Consider the following 26214-nt stretch of genomic DNA (forward strand, 5'->3'; position numbering starts at 1 on the left):
CGCGCTCACTTACTTATCTTTGCAGAAAAAAGAAAAATGTCTACAACAAAACATTTGATTGCCCCTTCCGTGTTGGCAGCAGACTTTGCAAGACTTTACGATGATGTGCAGATGGTGAACAACAGCGATGCAGACTGGTTCCACATCGATATCATGGATGGTGTATTTGTTCCTAATATTTCTTTCGGGTTTCCAGTGATGCAGGCTATTGCTAAGCATGCGCAAAAACCGTTGGATGTACATTTGATGATTGTAGATCCTGACCGTTATCTGCAGACTTGTAAAGATGCGGGCGCTAGTGTCATCACGGTGCATTTCGAAGCCTGCACACATTTACACAGAACGCTTTCAGCGATTAAAGAATTAGGTTGTAAAGCAGGGGTTGCCTTGAATCCGCACACGCCCGTTAGCCTGCTAAAAGATATTCTTGAAGTTCTAGATTTGGTATGCCTGATGTCAGTGAATCCAGGTTTCGGAGGACAAAAGTTCATTGCTAACACCTATACAAAAATCAAGGATTTACGCGAAATGGCAGCAACTGTGAATCCAGAATTGTTGATCGAAATTGATGGTGGAGTAGGTATAGGAAATGCAGCAGCGTTACTCGAAGCAGGGGCAGATGTATTGGTAGCAGGTAGCAGCGTGTTTGGTGCCGTCGATCCTACTGCGGCGGTTCGGAACCTGAAACAGGTTGAAGCTGGCATCAAATCCGTATAAGAGCTCACGGCGGCATACATGGTCTTCCTAGACAAGATAAGATGCCGCTAAAACACATTTAAACATAAGCTAAATGAAAGCGGCTAAAAGGCCGCTTTTTCATGCCGCAACAAATCTTTTGTTGCTTTACACGAAAGATGTCATACGATTGTTTGGATTTATTCCAAATTAACGTTTCGCTTGGAGCTAATCTACATAAAGCCTATTCTTTTTTGTATTTTTGTCGTGATTCAAAAAATCGCGTAACCGGTTATGTTATAACAATGAACATTGCGCGCGGGGTCCTATTCAGACGAAACCTTGAGCGATGCTAAGTCGGCAAAACCTTCGCGACAGATTGACGATAGCAGCAGTTAATTGAATGACGCTGCCCACAATCCTCGAAATTACTTCTAAGAAAATGAGTATTTATAACGACTATCTACAAGAAATTGATGAAAGAAAACAACAGAACCTTCATCCTAAACCAATTGACGGCGCTGATTTACTAAGTGAGATTATCACACTGATTAAAGATACCGCAAACCCAAACAGAAAAGACGCACTTCACTTTTTTATTTACAATACGCTACCTGGCACCACCAGTGCGGCAGGTGTAAAAGCGAAATTCCTGAAAGAGATCGCCATTGGCGAAACGGTGCTGGAAGAGATATCGCCGGCATATGCTTTCGAATTACTTTCGCATATGAAAGGCGGACCATCCATTGAAGTATTGCTTGATTTGGCTTTGGGTGCCGATGCGGAGATTGCCCAAGCGGCAGCTGAAGTTTTAAAAACTCAGGTATTCTTATACGATGCGGATATTGCGCGTTTAAAGGAAGCGTTTGAGCAGGGCAATAGCACGGCCAAAGAGATATTAGAAAGTTATGCAAAGGCAGAGTTCTTTACACAGCTACCGGAAGTAGCTGAGGAGATCAAGGTCGTTACCTTTATTGCCGGTGAGGGCGATATTTCCACAGACTTACTTTCACCAGGTAACCAAGCACACTCGCGTTCTGACCGTGAGCTGCACGGTAAATGCATGATCACGCCGGTAGCGCAGGATCAAATAAAAGCTTTACAAGCACAACATCCAGATGCTAGCGTCATGCTAATCGCGGAGAAAGGCACCATGGGTGTTGGTTCATCCCGCATGTCAGGCGTAAACAATGTGGCGCTTTGGACAGGTAAACAAGCTAGCCCTTATGTACCGTTCGTCAACATCGCTCCTATCGTAGGTGGTACAAACGGTATCTCCCCGATCTTTTTAACTACGGTCGACGTAACCGGTGGTATCGGTATCGATCTAAAAAACTGGGTTAAAAAGACAGACGCCGAAGGCAACGTATTGCGCAACGAAAAAGGCGAGCCTATTCTGCAAGAAGCGTATTCCGTGGCAACGGGCACCGTTTTAACCATTAATACTAAAACAAAAAAATTATATAAAGGCGATCAGGAACTCATTGACGTTTCAAAAGCCTTTACTCCGCAGAAGATGGAGTTTATCCGTGCGGGAGGTTCCTATGCTATTGTATTCGGCAAAAAGATACAAACAGTAGCAGCTAAAATTTTAGGTGTCGATCCAACCCCTGTATTTGCGCCTTCAAAAGAAATCTCGGTAGATGGACAAGGCCTTACTGCGGTGGAAAAAATCTTCAACAGAAATGCAGTAGGAACGACTCCGGGAAAAGTACTGCACGCTGGTTCTGACGTTCGTGTTGAAGTCAATATTGTAGGATCTCAGGATACTACGGGATTGATGACCGCGCAAGAACTGGAATCGATGGCTGCAACTGTCATTTCCCCTATTGTTGATGGAGCATACCAGTCAGGATGCCATACCGCCTCTGTATGGGATAAAAAGGCGCAAGCAAACATTCCGAAGTTGATGAAATTCATGAACGAATTTGGACTGATTACCGCGCGCGATCCTAAAGGAGAATACCACTCCATGACAGATGTTATTCACAAAGTGCTTAACGATATTACTATTGACGAATGGGCCATCATTATCGGTGGTGATTCACATACGCGTATGTCTAAAGGTGTCGCTTTCGGTGCCGATTCTGGAACGGTTGCATTAGCGCTTGCCACAGGAGAAGCCTCTATGCCTATCCCGGAATCTGTAAAGGTTACGTTCAAAGGAGAAATGAAAGAGTACATGGACTTCCGCGACGTGGTGCATGCTACGCAATCACAGATGCTTAAACAGTTTGCCGGCGAAAATGTGTTTCAGGGAAGAATTATTGAGGTACATATTGGTACTCTTCCGGCAGACCAAGCCTTTACATTCACCGACTGGACAGCCGAAATGAAAGCGAAAGCTTCGATCTGTATATCGCTTGATGATACTTTAATTGAATCATTAGAAATTGCTAAGGGAAGAATCCAGATCATGATTGATAAGGGCATGGATAACGAACGTCATGTGCTCCAAGGTTTGATCAATAAAGCTGATAAACGTATTGCAGAAATTCGCTCAGGCGAGAAGCCAGCGTTGATGCCGGATGAAAACGCTAAATACTACGCCGAAGTGGTTATTGATCTTGACGAAATAGCAGAACCAATGATTGCTGATCCGGACGTTAACAACGATGACGTATCCAAACGGTACACGCATGATACTATTCGCGCTCTTTCTTACTACGGCGGAGAAAAGAAGGTAGATCTTGGCTTTGTAGGATCGTGTATGGTTCACAAAGGTGATTTAAAGATCGTTTCGCAAATGCTGAAAAATTTGGAAGAGCAACAAGGTCATGTCGCATTTCATGCGCCATTGGTCGTTGCAGCGCCAACATATAACATAATTGACGAATTGACTGCTGAAGGTGATTGGGAAATACTCCAACGCTATTCCGGCTTCGAATTTAGTGATCTACTTCCTAAAGGTAACGCACGCACCGAATACGAGAACATCATGTATTTGGAACGTCCGGGATGTAATTTATGCATGGGAAACCAGGAAAAAGCTGCCAAAGGAGATACTGTATTAGCGACATCTACACGCCTTTTCCAAGGACGTGTGGTTGAAGATTCGGAACGCAAAAAAGGCGAATCACTACTAGCATCGACACCTGTAGTCGTACTTTCTGCCATATTAGGACGCATCCCAAATGTAGAGGAATATAAAAATGCGGTAAAAGGCATTAATTTGACAAAGTTTGCGCCTCCAGTGAAAGACTTGGTAGGATAGTTGTTATATTCTAGCAACACACAAAATTGAGAATTGATAATAAAATTTAAGCGATATGGCATTTGATATAGAGATGATCAAAAAGGTTTATAGCCAGTACGAAGAGCGCATCAACGCTGCACGTCAGGTCGTAAATAAACCTTTAACCCTTTCAGAGAAAATTTTATATGCCCATTTGTGGCATGGAAATGCAACGGAGGCTTACGAACGCGGAAGTTCTTACGTGGATTTCGCGCCAGACCGCGTAGCTATGCAAGATGCAACTGCCCAAATGGCTTTATTGCAGTTTATGCAAGCTGGTCGACCCAAGGTAGCCGTCCCTTCGACAGTTCACTGTGATCACCTTATCCAGGCGAGAGATGGGGCTGAGGAAGATTTGACACGCGCTAAAAATGAAAGCTCGGAGGTTTTCAATTTCTTATCATCTGTTTCGAATAAATATGGCATAGGCTTCTGGAAGCCCGGCGCAGGTATTATCCATCAAGTAGTGTTGGAAAATTATGCTTTTCCGGGCGGAATGATGATAGGTACAGACTCACACACGGTGAATGCGGGCGGTTTAGGTATGGTTGCTATCGGTGTAGGTGGTGCAGATGCCTGTGACGTTATGGCAGGTTTACCCTGGGAGCTGAAGTTCCCTAAATTAATTGGTGTTAAACTAACCGGTAAGTTGAGTGGTTGGTCTGCTCCGAAAGACGTTATCCTGAAAGTAGCTGGCATCCTTACGGTAAAAGGTGGAACAGGCGCTATTGTCGAATATTTCGGTGAAGGTGCAGAGTCTTTATCTTGTACAGGTAAAGGTACGATCTGTAATATGGGCGCTGAGATTGGTGCAACAACGTCCACTTTTGGGTATGACGAATCAATGGAGCGTTACCTGCGCTCTACGGATCGTGCTGAAGTAGCCGATGCGGCGAATGCTATCAAAGCACATTTGACTGCCGATCCAGAGGTTTATGCGGATCCAGAACAATATTTCGATCAACTGATCGAAATTAACCTTTCCGAACTAGAACCGTCTTTAAATGGCCCTTTCACGCCAGACTTATACACGCCGGTATCCCGGATGCGCGAAGAGGCTGATAAGAACGGATGGCCTACTAAAGTGGAATGGGGCTTAATCGGATCGTGTACCAACTCTTCTTATGAGGATTTGTCGCGCGCGGCTTCCATCGCACAACAGGCGATTGATAAAGGGTTAATCACGAAAGCAGAGTTTGGTATCAACCCCGGCTCGGAGCAGGTGCGCTACACGGCAGATCGAGACGGTTTATTAAAAACTTTCGAAGATTTGAACGCAACAATCTTTACGAATGCATGTGGACCATGTATCGGTATGTGGGATCGTGCAGGTGCTGATAAGCAAGAGAAAAACACGATTGTACATTCTTTCAATCGTAACTTTGCGAAACGCGCAGATGGTAATCCAAATACTTTTGCCTTCGTAACCTCGCCAGAAATGGTAGCTGCGATCGCTATATCAGGTGATCTTGGATTCAATCCGGTTACAGATACGTTAACAAATCGCGATGGTCAACAGGTGAAGTTGGATCCGCCTACCGGTGATGAGCTACCGTCGAAAGGGTTTGATGTGGAAGATGCAGGCTATCAGTCGCCAGCGGAAGATGGTTCAAACGTGCAGGTAGACGTATCTCCTTCTTCTGATCGTTTACAATTGCTAGAGCCTTTTGAAGCGTGGGAAGGTACGGATTTAAAAGGTTTGAAATTATTAATTAAAGCCAAAGGTAAATGTACAACAGACCACATATCGATGGCTGGCCCATGGTTGAAATATCGTGGTCACTTGGACAACATCTCCAACAACATGCTGATTGGTGCTGTTAATTATTTCAACGATCAGACAGATTCGGTTAAAAATCAACTTACCGGAGAATATGCTGCGGTACCAGCTACACAACGTGCCTACAAGGCAGAAGGTATCGGCTCCATTGTCGTGGGTGATGAAAATTATGGCGAGGGTTCTTCAAGAGAACACGCAGCCATGGAACCCCGTCACTTAGGTGTACGAGCTGTACTTGTAAAATCCTTTGCACGTATCCACGAAACAAACCTGAAGAAACAAGGTATGTTAGGTTTGACATTTGCAAATAAAGATGATTACGATAAGATCCAAGAGGACGATACAATCGATATCATTGGCTTAACCGAGTTTGCACCGGGAAAATCACTGAACTTGGTCCTTCACCATGCAGATGGCTCGCAGGATGAAATCGAAGCGAACCATACCTACAATGCACAACAAATCGAATGGTTCAAAGCTGGTGGCGCTTTGAATATCATTCGCCGCAACCAAGAGAAAAAGTAAACCTTGGTTCATCATCACATAGAAAAAACCTGTCGCGTGTGCGACAGGTTTTTTTTTGCTGTTCCTCGTAAATTAATACTGTGGTAATATTCTTTAGCTACATTTGCTACCAATGCCGAGAACCTACGACTCCGCGCTGATTGCGTGAATACAGCGTGTAGTATATTGAGAAGTGTATTTAACAATAAAAGTTTGATCTGGTATAACACCCTGTGGGATACGCTTAGTGGCGGGCATGATGACGATATGGCTTTGGAAAGTCCTGATAAAGCCTACGGCTATCTAATCGATACGTTGGGTGCCACTATTATTCAAACAGATCGGCCGGCTTATCTTATTGATTATCTTAAAAAAAGGAATTTGCATGACTAAGATGTTAGTCTATTGTCCACGCTGTTGTTAACATTATCTTCAACCAAGCATAAAATAGAGACCCATTTGCAGTTACACAGTCTTACTTACCTTTTCGAGCTTGTTACACTTTAAGTTTTTCAATTTCAGAAACCGAGAGACCGATGATGTCCGAGATAAGCGCTATATCAAAACCGTTTTGCAGCATCTTCCTTGCAAACTCTTGTTTGTCCGCTAACTTTTCTGCTTCTGCTTTGGCACGTTCTTGGCGTCTGCCTTCTTTTGTTGCTTTATCCAATAGATATTCTCTCGTTCCCATAGTGGTGCTCCTTCCTAATTTGGTTGCTATCTCTTGTTCAAAGATAGTGAATAATGTTGTATCTTGAAAACTTACATACCGTGACAGAAAATCATAAATACCCTGACGGCTAAGCTTATCCATCTCTCGATTGACCATCTCATCGTAGAGATCATGCTTGATCGTCATCAGCTGCTCATCGCTCACATCTCGCTGCAAAATAGCTTGCAATGCAGTAAGAACTACTACGGCAAAGGGATTCTTATTAGCACGAAGTGCAGTCCCGTCCTGATCCAAAATTTTGTAACTATTAAATGTGTAGTGCAAACGAGTACCCATAAATTCCTGCACATACACACTCGGACGGTAGGCATGATGATTATCCGCCAAGATGGCAATTGCTGTGACCGGAACCTTGTATTTATCAGTAATCCGATAGAAATACTGAAACATGCGTGCAGGAAGATCTCCTTTGCCCTTACTGGATTGCACCTCAATATGGCAAAGTACATATTTCTCGCTGCCGTCTAGCAAATAGACTTTAACCAACTTGTCAACATAGCGTATACCCCGGTTATTAGGTTCTGGTGGAAAAAGGCTTTCAAACTCCTTATCCAGATATTCGAAGCCGCGTTCCAAGTCGAAAAGTTGCGCAGCGGCTGGAAACATAAAGGTCAGAAAATGTGCGAAGGTATTCTCGATAACAGACTTCCATAGCGGATCATCTACACGACGACCGGATCGTTTCGTTGAGCTCATATAATTCAATTATAAATGGTTATTAGACCAAATATAGGGAAAAAAGAAGGTAAAAGCTAATTATTTTAGTAAAAAATTTTTTAGCACCTTGCCTTCAAATTAATCATAGCCATTTCAACAAATTTTTCAATTTTAAATGCGATACCCTAACTTAGGTAAATGACGGATAGTTTGAGAATGGCGAATGCCTACCTATGGAAAATATATAAGTTTTGCAAAAATATAATCGATATTAAATTTTTGGATTTTGAAAAATTCAAATACCTCCTCTTCGGTTCACTAAACGTAGGATGCGGCTGGGTTCTGTACTTTCTTATCTATAATTTTTTGCTAAAGAAATCAAATGTTTACATTGGGGATCTGCTGACGGTCAGTCCACACGTCTTTGCGCTGATGCTATCTTTTTCATTCACTTTTTTTTGTGGCTTTTTTACAAATTATTACCTCGTCTTTCCAAGAGCGGATAACGATAATTCGGTAAGGGTAAAACTCATGAAATATTTACTTGCTAATATCGGCTCTGTAATAATAAACTATATACTTTTAAAAGTATTTGTGGAACGCCTGGGATGGTACCCTACTCCTTCTCAAATTTTGTCGACAATCGCAGTTACAACCTATAGCTTTATTGCGCAGCAAAAATTCACGTTCGCTCCACTTCGGAGTATGCGGCATTAAATTAAAAAAAGTATGCGGATGATGCCGCGCATCATCCGCATATCAAACTAAACCACACTAACACTATCCCTACAAATCGTTTAGCCAACTGTTCACTTCATCAGCAGTTTTTCCTGTCTTCTTCTGAAGCTTACCTACTAATTCGTCTTCTTGGCCTTCGGCATATAGCAAATCGTCATCAGTAAGATCGGCATACTGCTGTTTAACCTTACCTTTAATTTCGTTCCAACGGCCTTTCCATGTTAATTCACTCATAATATTCTCCTTTTTTTGTTATATATATTGAACGTTCAGCGGCGCGGAACGTTTGCAAAAAAATGTTAAAACCTGAATTCGGTTACTTATGACATTTCTCATAACCACTCGATCAGTTTCCTACATATATCGCTTTTAACAATGTTAAATCATCCGAAAAGTTAAACTTATGTAGGGATTCAAACTGTAACAAACCAACTGATCAAATGCACTCGATTATAAAAGCCTATAAAAAATCGACGATTTGAAATTACTGACATCAAAAATACAATCCAGACGAATGGAACGTAAGTAAGATTATTACATTTGGTTACTCAATAAAAGCATTTTGCGTTATGAAAAAAATAGGTTTTTTATCTTTCGGACATTGGGCTAATCACCCCTCCTATCAAACGCGTACAGCGAGTGATACCCTTCTACAATCTATAGATTTGGCTGTAGCAGCGGAAGAGCTCGGCGTCGATGGAGCATACTTTCGCGTGCATCATTTTGCACAACAATTAGCATCGCCATTTCCTTTATTATCCGCGATCGGTGCTAAGACAAGTAAAATAGAAATAGGAACCGGCGTCATCGACATGCGCTATGAAAATCCCTACTATATGGTTGAAGACGCCGGCGCAGCGGATCTTATTTCCGGCGGACGTTTACAATTGGGTATCAGCAGGGGTTCTCCAGAGCAGGTTATCGATGGCTGGCGCTATTTTAATGAAGACCTCGCGAAAAGTGAGACAGATGCAGACATGGGGCGGAGAAAAGCGCTGCAATTTCTCGAGAAGTTGGACGGCGTTGGTTTTGCAGCTCCCAACCCGTATCCTATGTTTCCGAACCCGCCCGGCTTGTTACGGCTAGAGCCCTATTCCGCGGGTCTTCGTGAAAGAGTTTGGTGGGGCGCCGCCTCTAATGCGACAGCAGTATGGGCCGCTGAACATGGAATGCATTTACAGAGCTCCACATTGAAGTATGACGAAACTGGCGAGCCTTTCCATATTCAACAAGCGCAGCAGATACGCCTATACAAACAAGCATGGAAAAATGCAGGGCATGACCGTGAGCCTCGGGTTTCCGTAAGCAGATCGATCTTTGCGCTTATAAGTGATCAAGATCGGCATTATTTTGGACAACAGGCTGGTAGCGTCGATAAGGTGGGCATGATTGAAGCCGATAAGCGTGCAATCTTCGGAAAAAGCTATGCGGCCGAGCCGGATAAATTAATCAAGGAACTCGCAGAAGATGAAGCAATACGTGAAGCCGACACCTTATTGCTTACGATTCCTAACACTTTAGGTGTTGATTACAATATCCATATCCTGTCGGCTATTTTGAAACATGTCGCTCCATCACTTGGATGGCGTTAGATCTAAACTATACAGTGCACAAATGGACCGCGATAACAGTGACTTAAAATTATCATGAGTAGTGCACCCTGACCCTAATATTAAAAAAGTTAATACAATATTCTAGCGATAGAACTCCAGTAAATAATTTCAATTACCTCGATGAACAAAAGTCTATTGGAAAACACATGTGCACACTCAAATAGCGACACTTAAACAACGTAACAGAAAGATAACTATAATTGCGCATGATCATAAAATCAAATAAAATTGAATTTAATAATTTATTTTAATTTTTATTATGATATTGATTTAAATAATTTGTAGGTTTGATTAATTGAGTTGCCCTCCCCAGGGGCGCATAATTCATAAGCAAAGACTCTCTACAAAAAGTTGTAGGGAGTCATTTGAATGGTGCGGGCAACTACGTTTTACATTTTCCAGACCAAAACATGAAGAATAACGACGAAATGCGAATAATAGGAAAAGAAATTTGCTACATTGTTAAACCGAGAAACAGCAATGACATGTTTGTGTTTAGCGACGAAGAAGAAGCTTACAAGGTTGCAGAGAGACTTGCTGCGGCATCAGGAATAGACTACGAAGTGCTGCCGAGCTATTTGGATCCAAAGATGCCATAGTACTGCTTTTGCAATACCTTGCAATTTCGGATTTCATAGCTTCTTCACCTGCTTTATAGCAGCTTGTTGAGTGAAATGGAAACACTACGCACCGGGGCATCACTGCCCCAGTGGGCTTGCTATTGATTTAACAAACAGGTTTTGGCTATCTTTGGTCGAATCCTACCCTTCTGTTAGTTCACATTAAGCGTATCATATTGTGATGAAACGAGGGTATTTATATTGCTATAGAAGTAGCTGCATAACCCGACCTCTATTGAAACCCGATAGTGAGATTAAAAACTGAAGGATCCATTTTTTTTCCATCCTTTAGCATAATGAAACTTTTCAGACAGACAACTTTTCGGATAAGGCTGCTTCATCGGTAAGATCTAAACGTAAAGGCGTGATTGATACCAAGTCATTTTCAACAGCCCATCTATCTGTTCCCTCATCTGCTGGCTCCAATGGAGTAACCGTAAACCAATAGTGTTTTCTACCCATAGGATCTGTGCCAGGCACAATTTTTCCATCATACAGTCGCACGGATTGACGCGTCCATACAATATCCTTTGGATTCGGCGGAAAGTTGACGTTATAAAGCGCTAATTCCGTATCCCTTAACAATCTTTCCAAAGTACGTTCTACAAACGGCTCTAGAATATCGAAGTCGGGCTCTGTACTCCCCACCGGCGTACTTAGCGCAATACCCTTAATCCCAAAAAGAACAGCCTGTTTGGCTGCAGCTAATGTGCCGGAATGCCACATCGAATTTCCTAGATTTGGCCCCATATTAATACCTGATAATACAACATCTACATCGCTCCAGAGGTGGGTCCCCATGGCGACACAGTCGGCCGGAGTACCATTCACCCGGTGTGCCTCGATATCAGGAAATTCAATTGGCGATTTTTTGTATCCCAATGGGCGCGAATGCGTCACAGCATGCCCCATGGATGATTGCTCCACATCAGGAGCAACAACCCGCACTTCGCCAAATTTTTTCGCTATTTTAGCCAATGCTGCAATACCTGGGCTATATATACCATCGTCATTTGTCACTAAAATCCTCATAACTGTTTTTTTTATAATTTCTACATTTTAACAACAAATGAGCATCTGCAAATGTTCAACCTAAAATAAAATCTATGAAACAGGCAATTCTATTACACAACCCCGGCGCAGGAGATGAGGACCATGTAAAGTCCGAACTCGTCAAGGCTATTGAAAAAGAGGGCTTCGGCTGCGTTTATTTCTCTGTGAAGGACGACGATAGTTGGAAAGAGCAACTCGATCAAGCTGATTTTGTGGTCGTGGCTGGTGGCGACGGAACCATTCGGCGTGTTGTTAAAGAGTTGGTGCAACGTAACGCGCTGGAGAAGAAAATACCGATTGCCATTCTACCGATGGGTACCGCAAATAATATGTCCAAAACGTTATGTATCGATAGAGATCTCGAACAGCATGAACATATACAAAATTGGAAAAAAAGCAGAAAACAGCGTTTTGACCTTGGGGTCATAAAGAATGCGGATACTACCGATTTCTTTATGGAAAGTGCTGGCTACGGCTTGTTCCCCAACCTTATGCAAGAGATGGACGCTGTTGATAAAAGCAAAGCTAAGACGGCAAAAGATGAGCTCCAGTTGGCTCTTCAGGTCTTACATTCGCTCGTTCTAGAGGCCAAAGCGCACCGCTACTCGCTAAAAGCAGATGGAAAGACTTTCGAAGGCAAATGTCTATTACTGGAAGTGATGAATATTCAATCCATTGGCCCAAATCTCATACTAGCACCAGAAGCTTCTACGGCCGACGGCGTTTTTGATGTCGTTTATGTAGATGAGAGCCAAAGGCAAGACTTCGCAGACTACTTACAAAAGCTTATCGATGGAGATGAGGACGCTACATTTGCTTATAATTCATTTGAAGCGAAAGAGCTAGTTATTGATTGCGCAAGCACACATATGCACTTGGATGACGAGTTGATTTTACCGCTAAAAAACCCACTCTCCCTGGAGGTACGGGAAAATGTGCTTGAATTTTTGACAGTCCAAGAGCAAGATTGCAGTAAATAAGCTAATAAATCTTCAGGCCGAGGTTAGTATAAGGTAAGACAAAGACTTCTACCAAATCTCCGCGCATTGACGTATTGCGAACACAGCAGTTAATGTATAGCGTTTAAAACAACCGCTTGCATAAAAAAGGCGGCTCTGTCCCATGCACCAGAAGCCGCCCGACCCCAAAGAAGAAGTCAAATCAACCAAGTTTTGCATACGATCGACGATCGCAAAACTCGACATCAATTTCTTTTTGTTAAGGTACTCAATCATCACATATATAGGATTCATGAGTACCTTTTAAACAACACAACGAATCTGTTTGTCCTGTACCTGCGTTATTGCGATATTTCACCTATCAACAGGGAAATTAAGCCATATCGCACGCGCCATTAAAAACATACACAATATATGAAATTATATATATCATACAAATAAAAAATTTCACGCAATCGTTTGCATTAAGTGAAATATATTTTCAACCAATGGAGACAACGCCTTTTATGATCGTCAAAAAAATCGGGAAAAGGATGTACCAATTGCCTTATAAAATATGGATAGTTGATAATTGCTTTTGCTAGGATGTATTTATTCCTAACCGATAGCATGCACTTAAGAGCGGAAGGCTGAAGACTATAAGTAATCAGGAATACCTTCCGATAGGTAGGAAATATGAATATAAAAGCGATGTTACAAAAATTTAACATTGGTATTTCAAGCTTTTATTTATTTTTGCTGACAAATGTACAAGCGGATAGTTCAATTCATATCAGTCTTATCGTTGTTGATTCTTGTTGTTGGCGGTGTATGGTCGTTATGTACGGGCATGATCAAAAACCAACAATTTAGTCGTTCTACCGCTATATGTCACGTAAACCTTGGAAACCATGCTGCGAAAAGCAGCGTCGACCTTCATTGGGAAAAGACAAAGGAACTGCAACAGCGCGCCGACGATCGAGCAATTGAGAAACCTGAGGAAAGTGATGCCAAACCATCAACTAACAATGCTGAACATTCCCATCCGATCTTGGCAGATCTGTTGTACAAAAATATTACCTTCAGTCTTTTTTCCTTACTCTACAATAGCAAGTCCTTTCCGCTAGATACAGGGCTATTAATCACTTGCTACGATAGCGAACGAATCGTTTTCCTCCAACACTTCCGAATTTAGCATACCCCAACACTTTGATGCACACTGTATGTACGTTTAGAAACGTATAGTACGCGCATGCAATGGCTAAAACAGCCATTGTCTAAACCAACACATATCTTTTATTTACAAGTACCAAAATTAGTATGAAAAAAAACATCATGCTTATGGGCTGCGCTGCACTATTTGCACTTGCGAGCTGCCACAGCCATGAGAACGAAAAAGAAGAAGACGCTCGTTTTCTTGTTTCCTCCCCTTTGATAACAGACACTACTATCGTCAAGCAATACGTTAGTCAAGTAAGATCCATCCGGCATATCGAGGTCCGATCGCAAGAGCGTGGCTACCTAGAGAAAGTATTGGTTGACGAAGGCCAGTTCGTACATAAGGGACAACTGATGTTCCAGATCATGCCTAAAATTTACAACGCCGAATACCTAAAGGCGCAGGCTGAGACCGAAGCAACAAACATAGAATTACAAAACATACAAACGCTGGCTGATAAAAATGTGGTTGCTCCAAACGAGCTCGCGATGGCGAAAGCTAAACTTAAGAGAGCACAAGCTGAAATGGAGCTTGCCTCCGTTCATCTCGGATTCACCAAGATCACTGCGCCCTATGACGGCATTATTGATCATCTTGATATGAAACTGGGAAGCTTGGTTGACGAGGGTGACCTGCTTACCAATCTATCGGATAATAGCACCATGTGGGTATATTTCAATGTACCGGAAGCCGAATACTTAAACTATAAAGCGCACAAGAGTGAGCAAAACCTCGATCAGGTTCGACTGATGCTCGCCAACCAAGATGTGTACAACCAAAATGGAAAAGTGGAAGCCATCGAAGCGGATTTTAATAACGAAACCGGCAATATTGCTTTTAGGGCTACCTTCCCCAATAAGGAAAGTCTACTGCGTAATGGTCAAACAGGAACCATTTTGATGTCGATTCCAATGCAACATGCTATCCTAATTCCACAGAAGGCGAGCTTCGAAATTATGGATAAAAAATACGTGTATGTAATAGACAAAGAAGGGAAAGTGCGACTAACACCGATTACGATCAGAGCTGAACTACCAGACTTATACATCGTAGACAAAGGTCTAAGAGGTGATGAAAGAATTCTACTTGAAGGAATTCGGAAAGTACAAAACGGCGACAAGATCAACTTTGATTACAAGGAGCCACGGCACATCTTATCCAGCCTTGTATTGCCTAGCGAATAGCAAGACATCGCTATGTATCAAAATTTTTAAATTATGTTTGAAAAATTTATTAAAAGACCGGTATTAGCCATTGTGCTTTCTATCGTCATTATATTTATGGGAATTTTAGCGATCAGCTCGCTCCCTATTTCCCAATTTCCCGATATTGCGCCGCCGGTGGTGGTCGTAAATATTGCTTATCCAGGCGCCAGTGCCAACGTGTTGACAGAATCCGTATTGATTCCGATGGAAAAATCCATCAACGGAACGCCAGGCATGAAGTACATGACTTCCGATGCCACAAGTGCCGGTGAAGCAACAATCATGGTGTACTTCAATCTTGGCACCGATCCTAGCCAAGCGATGGTGAATGTTAAAACCCGGATCGAACAAGTTACCAACCGTTTGCCGGAGCTGGTACAACGAGAAGGATTGGTGGTAAGCTATACATCGCCAAATATGCTGATGTATGTAAATGTGTTTAGCAAGGACCCCAACGCTGATCAAAAATTCCTATACAACTTCGCCAATGTAAATGTGATCCCGGAAATAAGTCGGTTGAATGGTGTCGGTAGCGCTAAGATATTGGGTAGCCGCATTTACGCGATGCGGGTGTGGCTTAATCCCGAACGTATGCGAGCCTATAATGTATCTACCGATGAGGTGATGGAAGCAATGAGCCAGCAAAGTATCATTGGAACCCCCGGACGCATCGGGCAAAGTACAGGAAAACGCTCTCAATCGCTGGAGTATGTGTTAACGTACAAGGGGCGGTACAATAAAATCGAACAGTACGAGAATATCATTATTCGCGCCAATTCTGAAGGCGAAAACCTCAAACTCAAAGACATTGGAACGGTAGAACTCGGTAGTGAGTTTTACGATATCTACTCCAATCTTGATGGGCTTCCTTCGGCATCTATCACACTGAAGCAAAACTATGGAAGTAATGCAAACGAGGTGATTAACGAGGTAAAAAGCAAGCTGGAAGAAATAAAAGCTGCTTCTTTCCCGCCGGGTATGGACTACAAAATTACCTACGACGTATCTAATTTCTTAAACGCTTCCATCGATAAGGTAGTACATACCCTCGTCGAGGCTTTTATCTTGGTTGCACTAGTCGTATTCCTATTCCTGGGCGATTGGCGTTCCACCTTGATTCCAACGATTGCCGTTCCGGTATCACTCATTGGGGCGTTCACGTTCATGCAGCTTTTCGGGCTTACCATTAACCTGATAACACTTTTCGCATTAGTTTTGGCTATTGGGGTAGTTGTCGATGACGCCATTGTGGTTGTAGAAGCTGTGCACGCCAAGATGCATGAAAAGCACCTTCCACCCTATCAAGCTGTTATTGAAGTAATTCGCGAAATTAGCGGTGCTGTGATCGCCATTACTTTATTGATGACTGCCGTATTTATCCCGGTTGCCTTTATGGCAGGTCCAGTAGGCGTTTTCTTTCGGCAATTCGCAATCACCATGGCCTGCTCCATCGTTATTTCAGGCTTCGTCGCACTAACTTTAACACCGGTGCTCTGCGCAATGATCCTGAAAAACAACCATGGCAAAGCAAAAAAGAAAACCCCGGTCGATAAATTCATTGACGGGTTTAACAAACGCTTCGATCGGCTAAACCTCCGCTATGCGCTATTCTTAAAGAAAATCGTAAACAGAAGATTGCTGACGTTTATCATTCTTGCCGCATTCTCTGTCGGAATATTTGGGATCTCGGGCACTTTGCCTAGCGGTTTCATTCCCAACGAAGATCAGGGGATGATCTACGCCATTGTGCAAACGCCGCCAGGATCCACTTTGGAACGCACAAATGACGTAGCCCGGCAGCTTCAGAAAATCACGGAACACATCGATGGCGTAGCTTCGGTAACCGCACTCGCAGGCTACGAGGTATTGACCGAAGGTCGTGGCTCCAATGCCGGAACCTGTTTGATCGAATTAAAAGATTGGTCGGAAAGAACAGAAAGTGTACCTGAAATTATCGAAGAGCTGGAAGTGAAGGCGAAAGAAATTTCCGGCGCAACTATTGAATTTTTCGGTCCACCGGCCGTGCCGGGCTATGGCGCTGCAGGTGGATTTTCTCTCCGCTTGCTGGACAAAACAAATTCTGATGACTACAAGGAGCTGGAAAAAGTGAACGATGAGTTTATGGCAGCACTTGAAAAACGGAAGGAGCTAACCGGGCTATTTACCTTCTTCAGCGCAAATTATCCGCAGTATGAGTTGGAAATTGACAATGAGGCGGCTATGCAAAAAGGGGTAAACATAGAAAATGCAATGAACAACCTGTCCATACTAATCGGTAGTACATATGAGCAAGGGTTCATCCGATTTGGCACCTTTTATAAGGTCTATGTGCAGGGTTCGCCGGAATCCAGAGCGCTACCGGAAGATGTGATGAAACTTTACGTCAAAAACAACAAAGACGAGATGGTTCCCTACTCCTCCTTCATGAAGATGACAAAAACCCACGGCCTAAACGAAATCACACGGTACAATATGTATCCTTCATCGGCAATCAAAGGTGAACCTGCACAGGGTTACAGCACCGGCGAAGCTATAAAAGCCATTCAGGAAGTGGCTAAACAAACGCTGCCGCGTGGCTACGATATCGGTTGGGAAGGTTTGACAAAAGATGAAACCGCTCGAGGAAATGAGGCTATCTATATATTCTTGATCGTTTTAGGTTTTGTTTACTTAGTTCTCGCCGCGCAGTACGAAAGCTTTATATTACCGCTGTCTGTTATTCTTTCATTGCCTGCCGGAATTTTCGGCACCTTTCTACTATTGAAAATATTAGGCTTAGCAAACGATATCTACGCACAGGTAGGCTTGGTAATGCTTGTCGGCCTGCTAGGGAAAAATGCCGTATTGATCGTGGAATTTGCCATGCAGAAGCACGCCGAGGGGATGACGATCTATAAAGCCGCCATTGAAGGCGCGCGCGTACGTTTCCGCCCGATTTTGATGACTTCTTTTGCATTTATCGCCGGGATGATTCCGATGATTTTTGCGCATGGCCCCGGCGCCATTGGTAACCGAACCATTGGCGCTGCTGCAGCCGGAGGAATGTTGCTAGGAACCGTATTTGGCGTCATTATCGTACCTGGCCTCTACTTTATTTTTGGAAGTATCGCTGGCAAGCGCAAGCTCATTAAACACGAGAGTGACCAACCATTACTCGAAGAAATTGAAAACCCTTTATTGGAAGAAATACAAAACTAATGATGAAGAAAAAAAATATCAATTATATATTCTTTGCTAGTGTATGCATGGTATTTGTCGGTTGTGGCGTGCCGAAGATTACAGAGAAAACGGCCTCGACTGCTGAGCTGCCGACGGTCTACAACGAACGGACGGACAGTATCAATAGTGCAAAGGTGGATTGGGAAAACTATTTCACAGACCCTCACTTGCGCAACTTGATTGACTCCGCCCTGAGTCACAACCAAGAATTAAATATCATGTTGCAGGAAATTAACATGTCCAGCAACGAGATCAGGGCACGAAAGGGGGAATACCTCCCTTTCGTTGGCGTTAGAGCTGGCGGTGGCGTAGAAAAACGAAGTGAATACACGACATTGGGCGCAACGGAACGGCAGGTGGACATTCGCGAAGGAAGGGAGAACCCAGACCCTATGCCCGATGCCGGAGCCACGCTATTTGCTAATTGGGAAATCGATATTTGGAGTAAACTACACAATGCAGCAAAGGGTGCACAACTCGAATACCTGGCTAGCATTGAAGGCAAAAACTTCATGGTGACAAATTTGGTTGCAGAAATTGCAAACCTGTATTATGAATTACTGGCGCTGGACCAAGAAAAAATGCTGGTGGAACGAAACCTGAAGCTACAGGCCGATGCGCTTGAGCTAGTCAAACTGCAAAAGATTGCCACACGAGTTACCGAACTGGCGGTTAAGAAATTCGAAGCAGAAGTCTTTAAAACGCAGAGCACACGTTACAAAATCGAGCAGCGGATTGTTGAAGCAGAGAATCAATTAAATTATCTCGTTGGGCAATACCCGCAACATATTGCGCGCGAATCAAGCAGCCTCGACCATACGCACCTTCCCGTCGTTCAGGAGGGGCTTCCGGCACAACTCCTCGATAATAGACCGGATGTACGGAAAGCTGAATTGCTTATGGCGGCTGCGAAACTGGATGTCAAAGTCGCTAAAGCGAAGTTTTACCCATCTTTAGGGATTTCCGCCAATCTGGGATATCAAGCTTTTAACCCAGCTTATCTTTTAAAAACGCCCCAATCACTAATTTACTCTATTACCGGCGACCTTATCGCACCGCTGGTAAACAAACGGGCCATTCAAGCTGAATATTTGAATGCGAACGCGAAGCAGATCCAGACGGTATTGAGCTACGAACAAACGCTATTGAATGCCTATGTAGAAGTAGCTAATCAATTAGCAAAGATTAAAAACATGGCCAGCATAAACACGTTGCAGGACAAACAGGTTGCTACATTGACAGAATCCGTGCAGATATCTTACGATCTGTTTAATTCTGCCCATGCAGATTACATGGAGGTCTTGATGACACAACGGGATGCTATTGAAGCAAAGTTCGAACTCATCGAATCACAAAAAGAACAGTTTAATGCAGCTGTTAATCTGTATAAATCATTAGGGGGAGGTTGGCAATAAGCCAATCTCTTTCTTTTAATGATAGCGGTGACCTTCTTGATAGCTAATCAATTAATCAACCCAATTAACTGTAAGCTACATTTCCTATTAAATAAGATCTGCGATAAATTTACTGAGTCGGTAGGCCAGCTCGCCAAGCAAGATAACGATAGATGTGAACGTGATAAAATAGTTAAAAAAGCGCGTATTGAAATTCATAATCTTGTGTAGTTATCCGTAATACTATTAATAATTGTGGTAGATCACAAAAGCACGGTGACTTTATGCGATATCCAAAGGTAAATAAATCTACATATATTTCAAAAATAAATGAAACACTGTGTAAAAATCGATACATATACTGCAGACCGCAGGGCCTCATCAAAAAGTCGGCTGATTAACATAACCACCTTTAAGCCAGCAACTTATATTTCGCCAGCTAAAACTATATGTTGCTTAAGTAATCGGCTGTAGAAATTTCGCTCGTGATGCCTAGTTTTTTCCGAATCCTGTAGCGATGTATTTCCACGCCACGAACCGAGATATTCTGTAACTGGGCAATTTGCTTCGTGGAAAAATTAAGGCGTAAATAGGCGCATACTTTGAGATCATTTCTTGACAATGCTGGATTTTTAGCCTTCAAGCGATGCATAAACCCATCATTGAGTTCATCAAAATGACTTGCGAATTGATCCCAATGGCTACTATTCTTTTCGACATCATTTAGTAATGAGGTTATTTTTTTTAAATCGTGACCATCCTCATCGCCTACATCCAGCTTAGCCAGTTCAACTCGGAGTTTACTCAGCGCGCCCGTATTTTCCATCAGCTGCATGCTGGTACTGGCCAGCTCTTTTGTTTTGGATAGTACTTCATGCTCTAACTTCTCGTTTTGCAGTTTAACAATCTCCTTTTCATTTTTCTCTATTTCCAATTGATGGATGTAACGTAGCTGAGCCAGCTTCTTGTTAAAGTCATCCTCCTGTTTTCTCCAAGTGCGTTTCTGCCAAATCACAAGCGCATAAATGCCAAAAACAGATACCGCTAAATAAAATGCTACAGCCCAAATGGACTTATACCACGGTGGCTGAATGACAAAGCTGTAGGCTGCAATATCCGACTCTTCAGAAAGATTATTTTTCGCACGAACCTTAAAGGTGTAAGTACCATTCGGCAGGTTAGTGTAGGCTTTCTCTGTTTCTGTAGTCCAAGCTGACCACTCTTTATCATAACCAACTAAAAAATAACTGAAGCTCATATGCCCGTGGATGCCGTAGCTAGGCGAGGTGTATTTAAATAGAAAGGAATCAAAGTTAGCAGGCAATTCACGTTCAATAGTTAGATCGGCTTGGCCAGTTTTGCTGACATAGGAGGAGTACCCGTCGAAAATCATACTGTCGCGATCCCCTGTAGCTTTAATGGATGAAAGCAGAACTCTCGGCTTATGCCTTACCGCGGTGTAATTTTCAAAATCTATATGAATCAGTCCTTTCTCCGAGCCGATGTAAACATTATTCCTATCGTAAGGATAGATATTTTCGAAACCAGAGGTTTGATGCCCTTCCAGCTCCGGAAGATAAGCTACTCTATAACTGTCGTTAGATGCGTTCCGGTAGGCTACGCCAACTTTTTTCTCACTGCAAAACCATAGATTTCCATCGACATCTTCTTTCAGATATTTTATAGCTATTCCTGAAAAATCTTCGTATCCAGTAGCTGGCGAAAAACGCTGCCTATGCTTATCAAATATATAAATACCTTCTTTGGTCGTAAATAGTACTTTATTTTTCACACTAAAAACATAATTCTGAAAACTAGAAGGAAGGCCATCTTTTTCCGTAAAGAGCCGAGCCTCGTAGCTCTTACTATCTTTCGAAATTGTCAAATGATAGATACCACGGTACGGATGCGACGCCCATATATCGCCGTTATTATCCAATTCCAAAAAGCGGTAAGAATCACTTTTACCTTTTAGGATGGTCACGGTCTCTAATTTTCCCTCTTTGAACTGCATAAGATCAAGACCATAATAGGTGCCTAATAAAGCTTGATCAACTGGGTAAACTGCTGAAAGCGGTAGCGGCAGCCAAGACCCTGCCCCCGGATTAATGGTTACGACACGATCATCTTCTAACGCAAAAAGTCCCCGGTTATGTGTAAGGAACAATTGCCCATTAAGTTCGGTAAGTCGCCACGCTTCTCCCCCGTCGCTCTCAGAAAGCAGATGAAAATTGTTAGCCGACTGACTGTGGTTTTTATATTGTGGTTGCAGCGCAGTAACATAGGCGCCATTAGATGAAGTGAGATACAACTTTCTATTGAAAACTAAAGCAGAGTAGCCTGTTACATCATTTTCCAAATTTGGACGAAGATACCGAATTGCACTTCCGTAACTGATCACGACAATGCCATTGTCCACTCCTGCCCAAATATTCTTCTGTTGATCTACAAAAACAGTCGTTACGTTTTTGTTCTGCAAGCCTTCTGCCAATCCCAGACGTTGCATGACGCGTCCGTGCTCATCCCGAATGACGCATCCTTCCGAAGCCGTCGCTACCACATATTCATTTTTGCTAATTATCGACAAAGATGGCGTATACAGTTCGTAAGAAGGTTTACTCGCCGGAAGGAAAACTATCCTGCGGTCGCGCAATAGGTAATCGCCATGTGTAAGGGTAGTGATTAGCAAACTGTTGTTACCCAAGGTAGCCATGGATGCAACTTTCTTTCCATCCAAATCATTTTTTGGTAACACGGTCTGCCACTTTCCCTGAGAAAATTTGAGTAGGCCATGTTTGATATCTTGCGCAAACAACTGATTGCCTGCCACGCCCATATATTCCCAACTCGCACTTGCCCGATACACCTTTATCTGTCCATCTCGATATTCAAATATCCCTTGTGTCGTTCTAAAGAAAATAGCGTTGTCCATCGCAACAGTATTCCAAGCATCGGCAAATTGCTCTTGTCCTTTAGGAAGCAATGATTTCAGTGAAAAGTATGCGAGCTCATCGTTGCCATTCGGTTCAAAATAGCCAAATTCGCCCTGTCCACCCACATATATACGGTCGTTTTTGTCAATAGCAATCGATCGGACGATAGTATGGTTAGGCAAGGGATAACGTTTCCAATATTTCCCGTCGAAGGTGATCAGCCCCTCGTTATTGGCGAAATACATAATACCACGGCTATCCTGCTTAATATCCCACGTACGACTGCCACCCTGGAAAACAGCTTTGCTATAGTTTTGTACCATAGGCATACCAAGCGGATTTTGCCCACATAGCATAAGCGGAAAAACAAGACATAGAATAGTTACAAGTTTATCAATATACTTCATGACACGGTTTACAAATGATCTGATGATGTACTCTTGAAGTAGGTCAAATATAGCAAATCAGCGCAATTACAGCAATTTGAAGTAGAAATGATGTATCTATTTTTTGTCTTCCCAGTTAATGGTTACCGTAATTTTGAATTGCTTACTTAATAAACCAGAATTTCTAACCATGTTAATTTGATTGTGCATGAAAAACAAAGTAGTATTATTATTAACTATAGTTGCCTCACTATCTACCCTATTTGAATGTGTGCAAGCACAAACAAAAAAGCTGATTGGCAACATAAGCAATGAGCCGGGAAAAGCGGTTATTGCGACTATTACGGTAAAAAACCTGCCTAACCTAGGTACCAGTAGCAATGAGCTTGGTTTCTTCAGCCTTGACGTTCCAATCACAGCAGACTCCTTAGTCGTTTCCGCTGTTGGTTATTCCAGAAAGATAGTACCTATAACAGGCAGCACAGTAAATGTGCAATTATCTTCCGATGGAAATCTTAATCTGGATGAGGTCGTTATCATTGGTTACGGCTCCCAGCGTAAAAGCGATCTTACCGCCCCCGTAGCAACGGTGAATATGGAAGACGCGATAAAACGCACGGTAGCCACACCAATGGATGCGATCCAAGGATCGGTACCGGGTGTGCAGGTCGTCAGCGGCGGAACGCCGGGGTCTACCCCCATCGTTCGTATTCGCGGTGTGGGTTCATTCAACAACGAAAGCCCACTTTACGTTGTAGATGGAATGTTCATGGACAACATTGATTTTTTAAATCCAAATGATATTGAAGATATGTCGGTGCTGAAAGACGCATCGGGGGCCGCAATATATGGTGTACGCGCGGCAAATGGCGTTGTGATTGTAACAACAAAGCGCGGAAAGCTAAATACGAAGGCGCGCGTAGTCTACAATGGCTATGCTGGTATCCAAACACCTACCAATATGCTGAAAATGGCGAGTGGACAGCAATATGCCGATTACGCCATTGCCATTGGCAATCAAAACATCGTCAACAATTCCATAGAACGCTTCGGCGGATCGGGAACAATACCCGCACAAAATACAGATTGGTACGCGGAATTGTTACGCTCCAAAGCATTAATCCATAACCACAACCTCGATGTGCAGGGCGGTAGCGATAAGATAACCTATGCTTTTGGTTTGAACTATATTGATCAAGACGGCATCATGGATGCGGAGAACTACCATCGGAAATACAACATCCGTATGCAGACGGAGGCCCGCGTTGCAGATTGGCTGAAAATTGGGTTTACAGCGCATATGAACAATTTCAACAATTTTTCACCAAATAATGCTGCCTTCAGACAGGCCTACTTCGCTTCGCCGCTATATCCTGTATACGATGAAGGATTAGAATTAGCCAGTCCCGTTAAATTTGGATCCAGTGATCCAATCGGTATCCCGACGGGATTCTGGTTCAATAACCCCATTGCATCAGCCTTCTACAACCATAATGAAACAAAAGGCTTTCAGATATTACCAAGCGCCTATTTAGAAGCAAATTTTTGGGATAACAAGTTGACGTTCCGTTCGCAGCTTAGCCAACGCTATCAATCCACGCATAACATCCAATACAATCCCGTTTATTATATAGACAACAACCAGCGTGTAGATCGTTCATACTTACGCTCAGCGCAGGCCCGTAATTCCAACTACATTGTAGATAACCTCTTGACCTACCGTGATGAAGCTGGCAAACACCACTGGTCAGTTTTGCTGGGACAGTCTGTTCGTGAAGAGCGTTGGCGCGACACTTGGGTGTCGGCGAATGACGTTCCAGCAGCAGAAGAGTTTTGGTATGTCGGACAAGGCGCGCAAGGCATCGGTTCAGCCACAGGCTACGGTGAAGGTGGATCACGAAATTCAGGTATATCCGCTTTTACCCGTGCCACCTACGATTATGACAATAAGTATTTATTAACTGCGACATTCCGTGCAGATGGAAGTTCGAAATACCAAACGAAATGGGGCTACTTTCCATCTGTAGGCTTAGGCTGGGTATTGAGTCGCGAGAAATTTATGGAGACTCAATCCCTGTTTGATCTGTTAAAGATCCGCGGTAGCTGGGGACTTCTTGGTAACGACGGTATCCAGCCTAATGCAGGCTACGCAGTGGTCAACTCGGGCAACAATTTCTCAGGGATCTTTGGCAGCATAGGCTCTACCTACGGCAGCCGTGTGCCCGGATACCGCGTAGGAAGGTTCTTCACCCAAGTTCGCTGGGAGGTGGTCGAAGAATGGGATGCTGGGATTGACTTTGCTCTATTCAACAATCGTTTGAGTGGTACCATTGATTATTACCATCGCGAGACGAAGGATCTAGCTTTTAGCCGCCCGATTCCGTTTATGTGGGATCGCGTGTATGGAAACTGGGGAAGTGTTGCCAATAGTGGCTGGGAGTTTGGTTTGAACTGGGCAGATAAGCACGGCGATTGGGGATACCGCATCGGCGCAAATGCGACGACGCTAAAAAATCAGGTAACAGACTTAGGCGGCTTGTCCAACATTATGAATGGCTTCCCAGAATGGGCTGCTGAATTCCCTTCGCGCATTGAAGTCGGCCAACCAATCAACTATTTCTATGGCTATGAGGTGCAGTCCGTTTATCAAAATCAAGCAGAGATTGATGCAGATCCTATTGCTAGTCGCTATAACCAACAGAATCCTGGAACCCCTATCCTACCGGGGTATTTACGCTACAAAGATCAAGATGGCGATGGGGAACTAGGTGAGAATGACCGCATAAATCTAGGAAACTATTTACCAACCTTGACCTATGGTATTAACCTTGGTATTGATTACAAAGGGTTTGATCTGAACGTTGTGCTCCAAGGTGTAACGGGCAATAAAATTCATAATCTGAATAGGGCCATGCGCCGAAAGTACCCACAGATGAATGCTGATCAAGCTTTTATGGAAGGTTTATGGACTGGAGAGGGCAGCAGCAATACGTATCCATCGGCAGAAGGGAGCGTTGCGTCATGGAATCTACAGGCGAGTTCCTTTTTTGTGGAAAGCGGCGCTTATCTGCGCATTCAAAATGTGCAGTTAGGATACAGCTTTAACCTTACGCCATCTATACCCTTCCGCATTTTTGCAACAGCTGATCGTCCATTGATCTTTACCCAATACAATGGATTTTCACCGGAGATATCGGGAACAATTGCGGGCGCAAATGGAATGCAAACACCAAACATGGGTTTCGATTCCAATGTCTATCCCGTAGCTGCCACCTACAGTTTAGGATTAAGAGCTAGTTTTTAATAAGTACA

At 43.2% G+C, this 26214-nt stretch carries 18 protein-coding genes; 13 read left to right on the forward strand and 5 right to left on the reverse strand.

The genetic code is table 11. The features are described from left to right. Positions 1-36 precede the first annotated feature (36 nt). The 4 genes from rpe (at position 37) to DI53_RS00480 (ending at position 6587) form a co-directional block, all read left to right on the forward strand. Positions 37-717 carry a ribulose-phosphate 3-epimerase gene (gene rpe / locus DI53_RS00465; protein WP_037494193.1) on the forward strand — a complete coding sequence of 227 codons (681 nt, stop codon included), beginning with the start codon at positions 37-39 and terminating at the stop codon, positions 715-717. A 400-nt stretch (positions 718-1117) separates the two neighbouring features. Beyond that, the gene (locus tag DI53_RS00470) at positions 1118-3889 is read left to right on the forward strand and encodes a bifunctional aconitate hydratase 2/2-methylisocitrate dehydratase (RefSeq protein WP_037494503.1); all 2772 of its coding nucleotides are present in this window, start codon (positions 1118-1120) and stop codon (positions 3887-3889) included. A 55-nt stretch (positions 3890-3944) separates the two neighbouring features. Continuing rightward, a complete protein-coding gene (locus tag DI53_RS00475; RefSeq protein WP_037494194.1) occupies positions 3945-6215 on the forward strand; it encodes an aconitate hydratase in 2271 nt (756 codons plus the stop codon). A gap of 144 nt (positions 6216-6359) precedes the next feature. Then, entirely contained in the window at positions 6360-6587 is a 228-nt protein-coding gene (locus DI53_RS00480) for a hypothetical protein (protein ID WP_081939353.1), read from the forward strand. A gap of 103 nt (positions 6588-6690) precedes the next feature. Here the strand turns inward: DI53_RS00480 and DI53_RS00485 are convergent, their stop codons facing one another. Continuing rightward, entirely contained in the window at positions 6691-7623 is a 933-nt protein-coding gene (locus tag DI53_RS00485) for an RpnC/YadD family protein (RefSeq protein WP_037494198.1), read from the reverse strand. A 177-nt stretch (positions 7624-7800) separates the two neighbouring features. Here DI53_RS00485 and DI53_RS20725 point away from each other — a divergent pair, with 177 nt between their 5' ends. Then, positions 7801-8301 carry a GtrA family protein gene (locus tag DI53_RS20725; protein ID WP_420804732.1) on the forward strand — a complete coding sequence of 167 codons (501 nt, stop codon included), beginning with the start codon at positions 7801-7803 and terminating at the stop codon, positions 8299-8301. A 69-nt stretch (positions 8302-8370) separates the two neighbouring features. Here DI53_RS20725 and DI53_RS00495 read toward each other — a convergent pair whose 3' ends face one another. After that, positions 8371-8556: a CsbD family protein gene (locus DI53_RS00495; RefSeq protein ID WP_037494200.1), complete on the reverse strand. Its 186-nt coding sequence runs from the start codon at positions 8554-8556 to the stop codon at positions 8371-8373. Positions 8557-8891: 335 nt separating this feature from the next. Here DI53_RS00495 and DI53_RS00500 point away from each other — a divergent pair, with 335 nt between their 5' ends. Then, the gene (locus DI53_RS00500) at positions 8892-9914 is read left to right on the forward strand and encodes an LLM class flavin-dependent oxidoreductase (protein ID WP_037494202.1); all 1023 of its coding nucleotides are present in this window, start codon (positions 8892-8894) and stop codon (positions 9912-9914) included. 431 nt (positions 9915-10345) lie between these two features. Further along, complete coding sequence (locus DI53_RS00505) at positions 10346-10534, forward strand: hypothetical protein (protein WP_037494204.1); 189 nt, start codon at positions 10346-10348, stop codon at positions 10532-10534. 327 nt (positions 10535-10861) lie between these two features. On the opposite strand, the gene surE is transcribed toward DI53_RS00505, so the two are convergent. Then, positions 10862-11587: a 5'/3'-nucleotidase SurE gene (surE, locus tag DI53_RS00510; protein ID WP_037494206.1), complete on the reverse strand. Its 726-nt coding sequence runs from the start codon at positions 11585-11587 to the stop codon at positions 10862-10864. A 74-nt stretch (positions 11588-11661) separates the two neighbouring features. Between surE and DI53_RS00515 the strand changes: the two genes are divergently transcribed. Further along, positions 11662-12588 carry a diacylglycerol/lipid kinase family protein gene (locus DI53_RS00515; RefSeq protein ID WP_037494208.1) on the forward strand — a complete coding sequence of 309 codons (927 nt, stop codon included), beginning with the start codon at positions 11662-11664 and terminating at the stop codon, positions 12586-12588. A 48-nt stretch (positions 12589-12636) separates the two neighbouring features. On the opposite strand, the gene DI53_RS20430 is transcribed toward DI53_RS00515, so the two are convergent. Continuing rightward, positions 12637-12861 (reverse strand): hypothetical protein, encoded by a 225-nt coding sequence (locus tag DI53_RS20430; protein ID WP_037494210.1) that lies wholly within the window; start codon positions 12859-12861, stop codon positions 12637-12639. Positions 12862-13312: 451 nt separating this feature from the next. On the opposite strand from DI53_RS20430, the gene DI53_RS00525 reads away from it, so the two are divergent. The 4 genes from DI53_RS00525 (at position 13313) to DI53_RS00540 (ending at position 19604) form a co-directional block, all read left to right on the forward strand. Continuing rightward, the gene (locus DI53_RS00525) at positions 13313-13741 is read left to right on the forward strand and encodes a hypothetical protein (protein ID WP_037494212.1); all 429 of its coding nucleotides are present in this window, start codon (positions 13313-13315) and stop codon (positions 13739-13741) included. Between the two features lie 125 nt (positions 13742-13866). Further along, positions 13867-14949: an efflux RND transporter periplasmic adaptor subunit gene (locus DI53_RS00530; RefSeq protein WP_037494214.1), complete on the forward strand. Its 1083-nt coding sequence runs from the start codon at positions 13867-13869 to the stop codon at positions 14947-14949. Positions 14950-14982: 33 nt separating this feature from the next. After that, positions 14983-18168, forward strand: a complete 3186-nt coding sequence (locus DI53_RS00535; RefSeq protein ID WP_037494216.1) for an efflux RND transporter permease subunit — start codon at positions 14983-14985, stop codon at positions 18166-18168. Continuing rightward, positions 18168-19604 (forward strand): TolC family protein, encoded by a 1437-nt coding sequence (locus DI53_RS00540; RefSeq protein ID WP_037494218.1) that lies wholly within the window; start codon positions 18168-18170, stop codon positions 19602-19604. The genes DI53_RS00535 and DI53_RS00540 overlap by 1 nt, the downstream gene beginning before the upstream one ends. Before the next feature lie 424 nt (positions 19605-20028). Here the strand turns inward: DI53_RS00540 and DI53_RS00545 are convergent, their stop codons facing one another. Beyond that, positions 20029-22923, reverse strand: coding sequence for a ligand-binding sensor domain-containing protein (locus tag DI53_RS00545; protein ID WP_037494220.1), 2895 nt, complete (start codon positions 22921-22923; stop codon positions 20029-20031). Positions 22924-23110: 187 nt separating this feature from the next. Here DI53_RS00545 and DI53_RS00550 point away from each other — a divergent pair, with 187 nt between their 5' ends. Beyond that, positions 23111-26206 (forward strand): SusC/RagA family TonB-linked outer membrane protein, encoded by a 3096-nt coding sequence (locus DI53_RS00550; RefSeq protein WP_037494221.1) that lies wholly within the window; start codon positions 23111-23113, stop codon positions 26204-26206. Positions 26207-26214 lie beyond the last annotated feature (8 nt).

The organism is Sphingobacterium deserti, assembly GCF_000757725.1.
GTDB lineage: Bacteria > Bacteroidota > Bacteroidia > Sphingobacteriales > Sphingobacteriaceae > Sphingobacterium > Sphingobacterium deserti.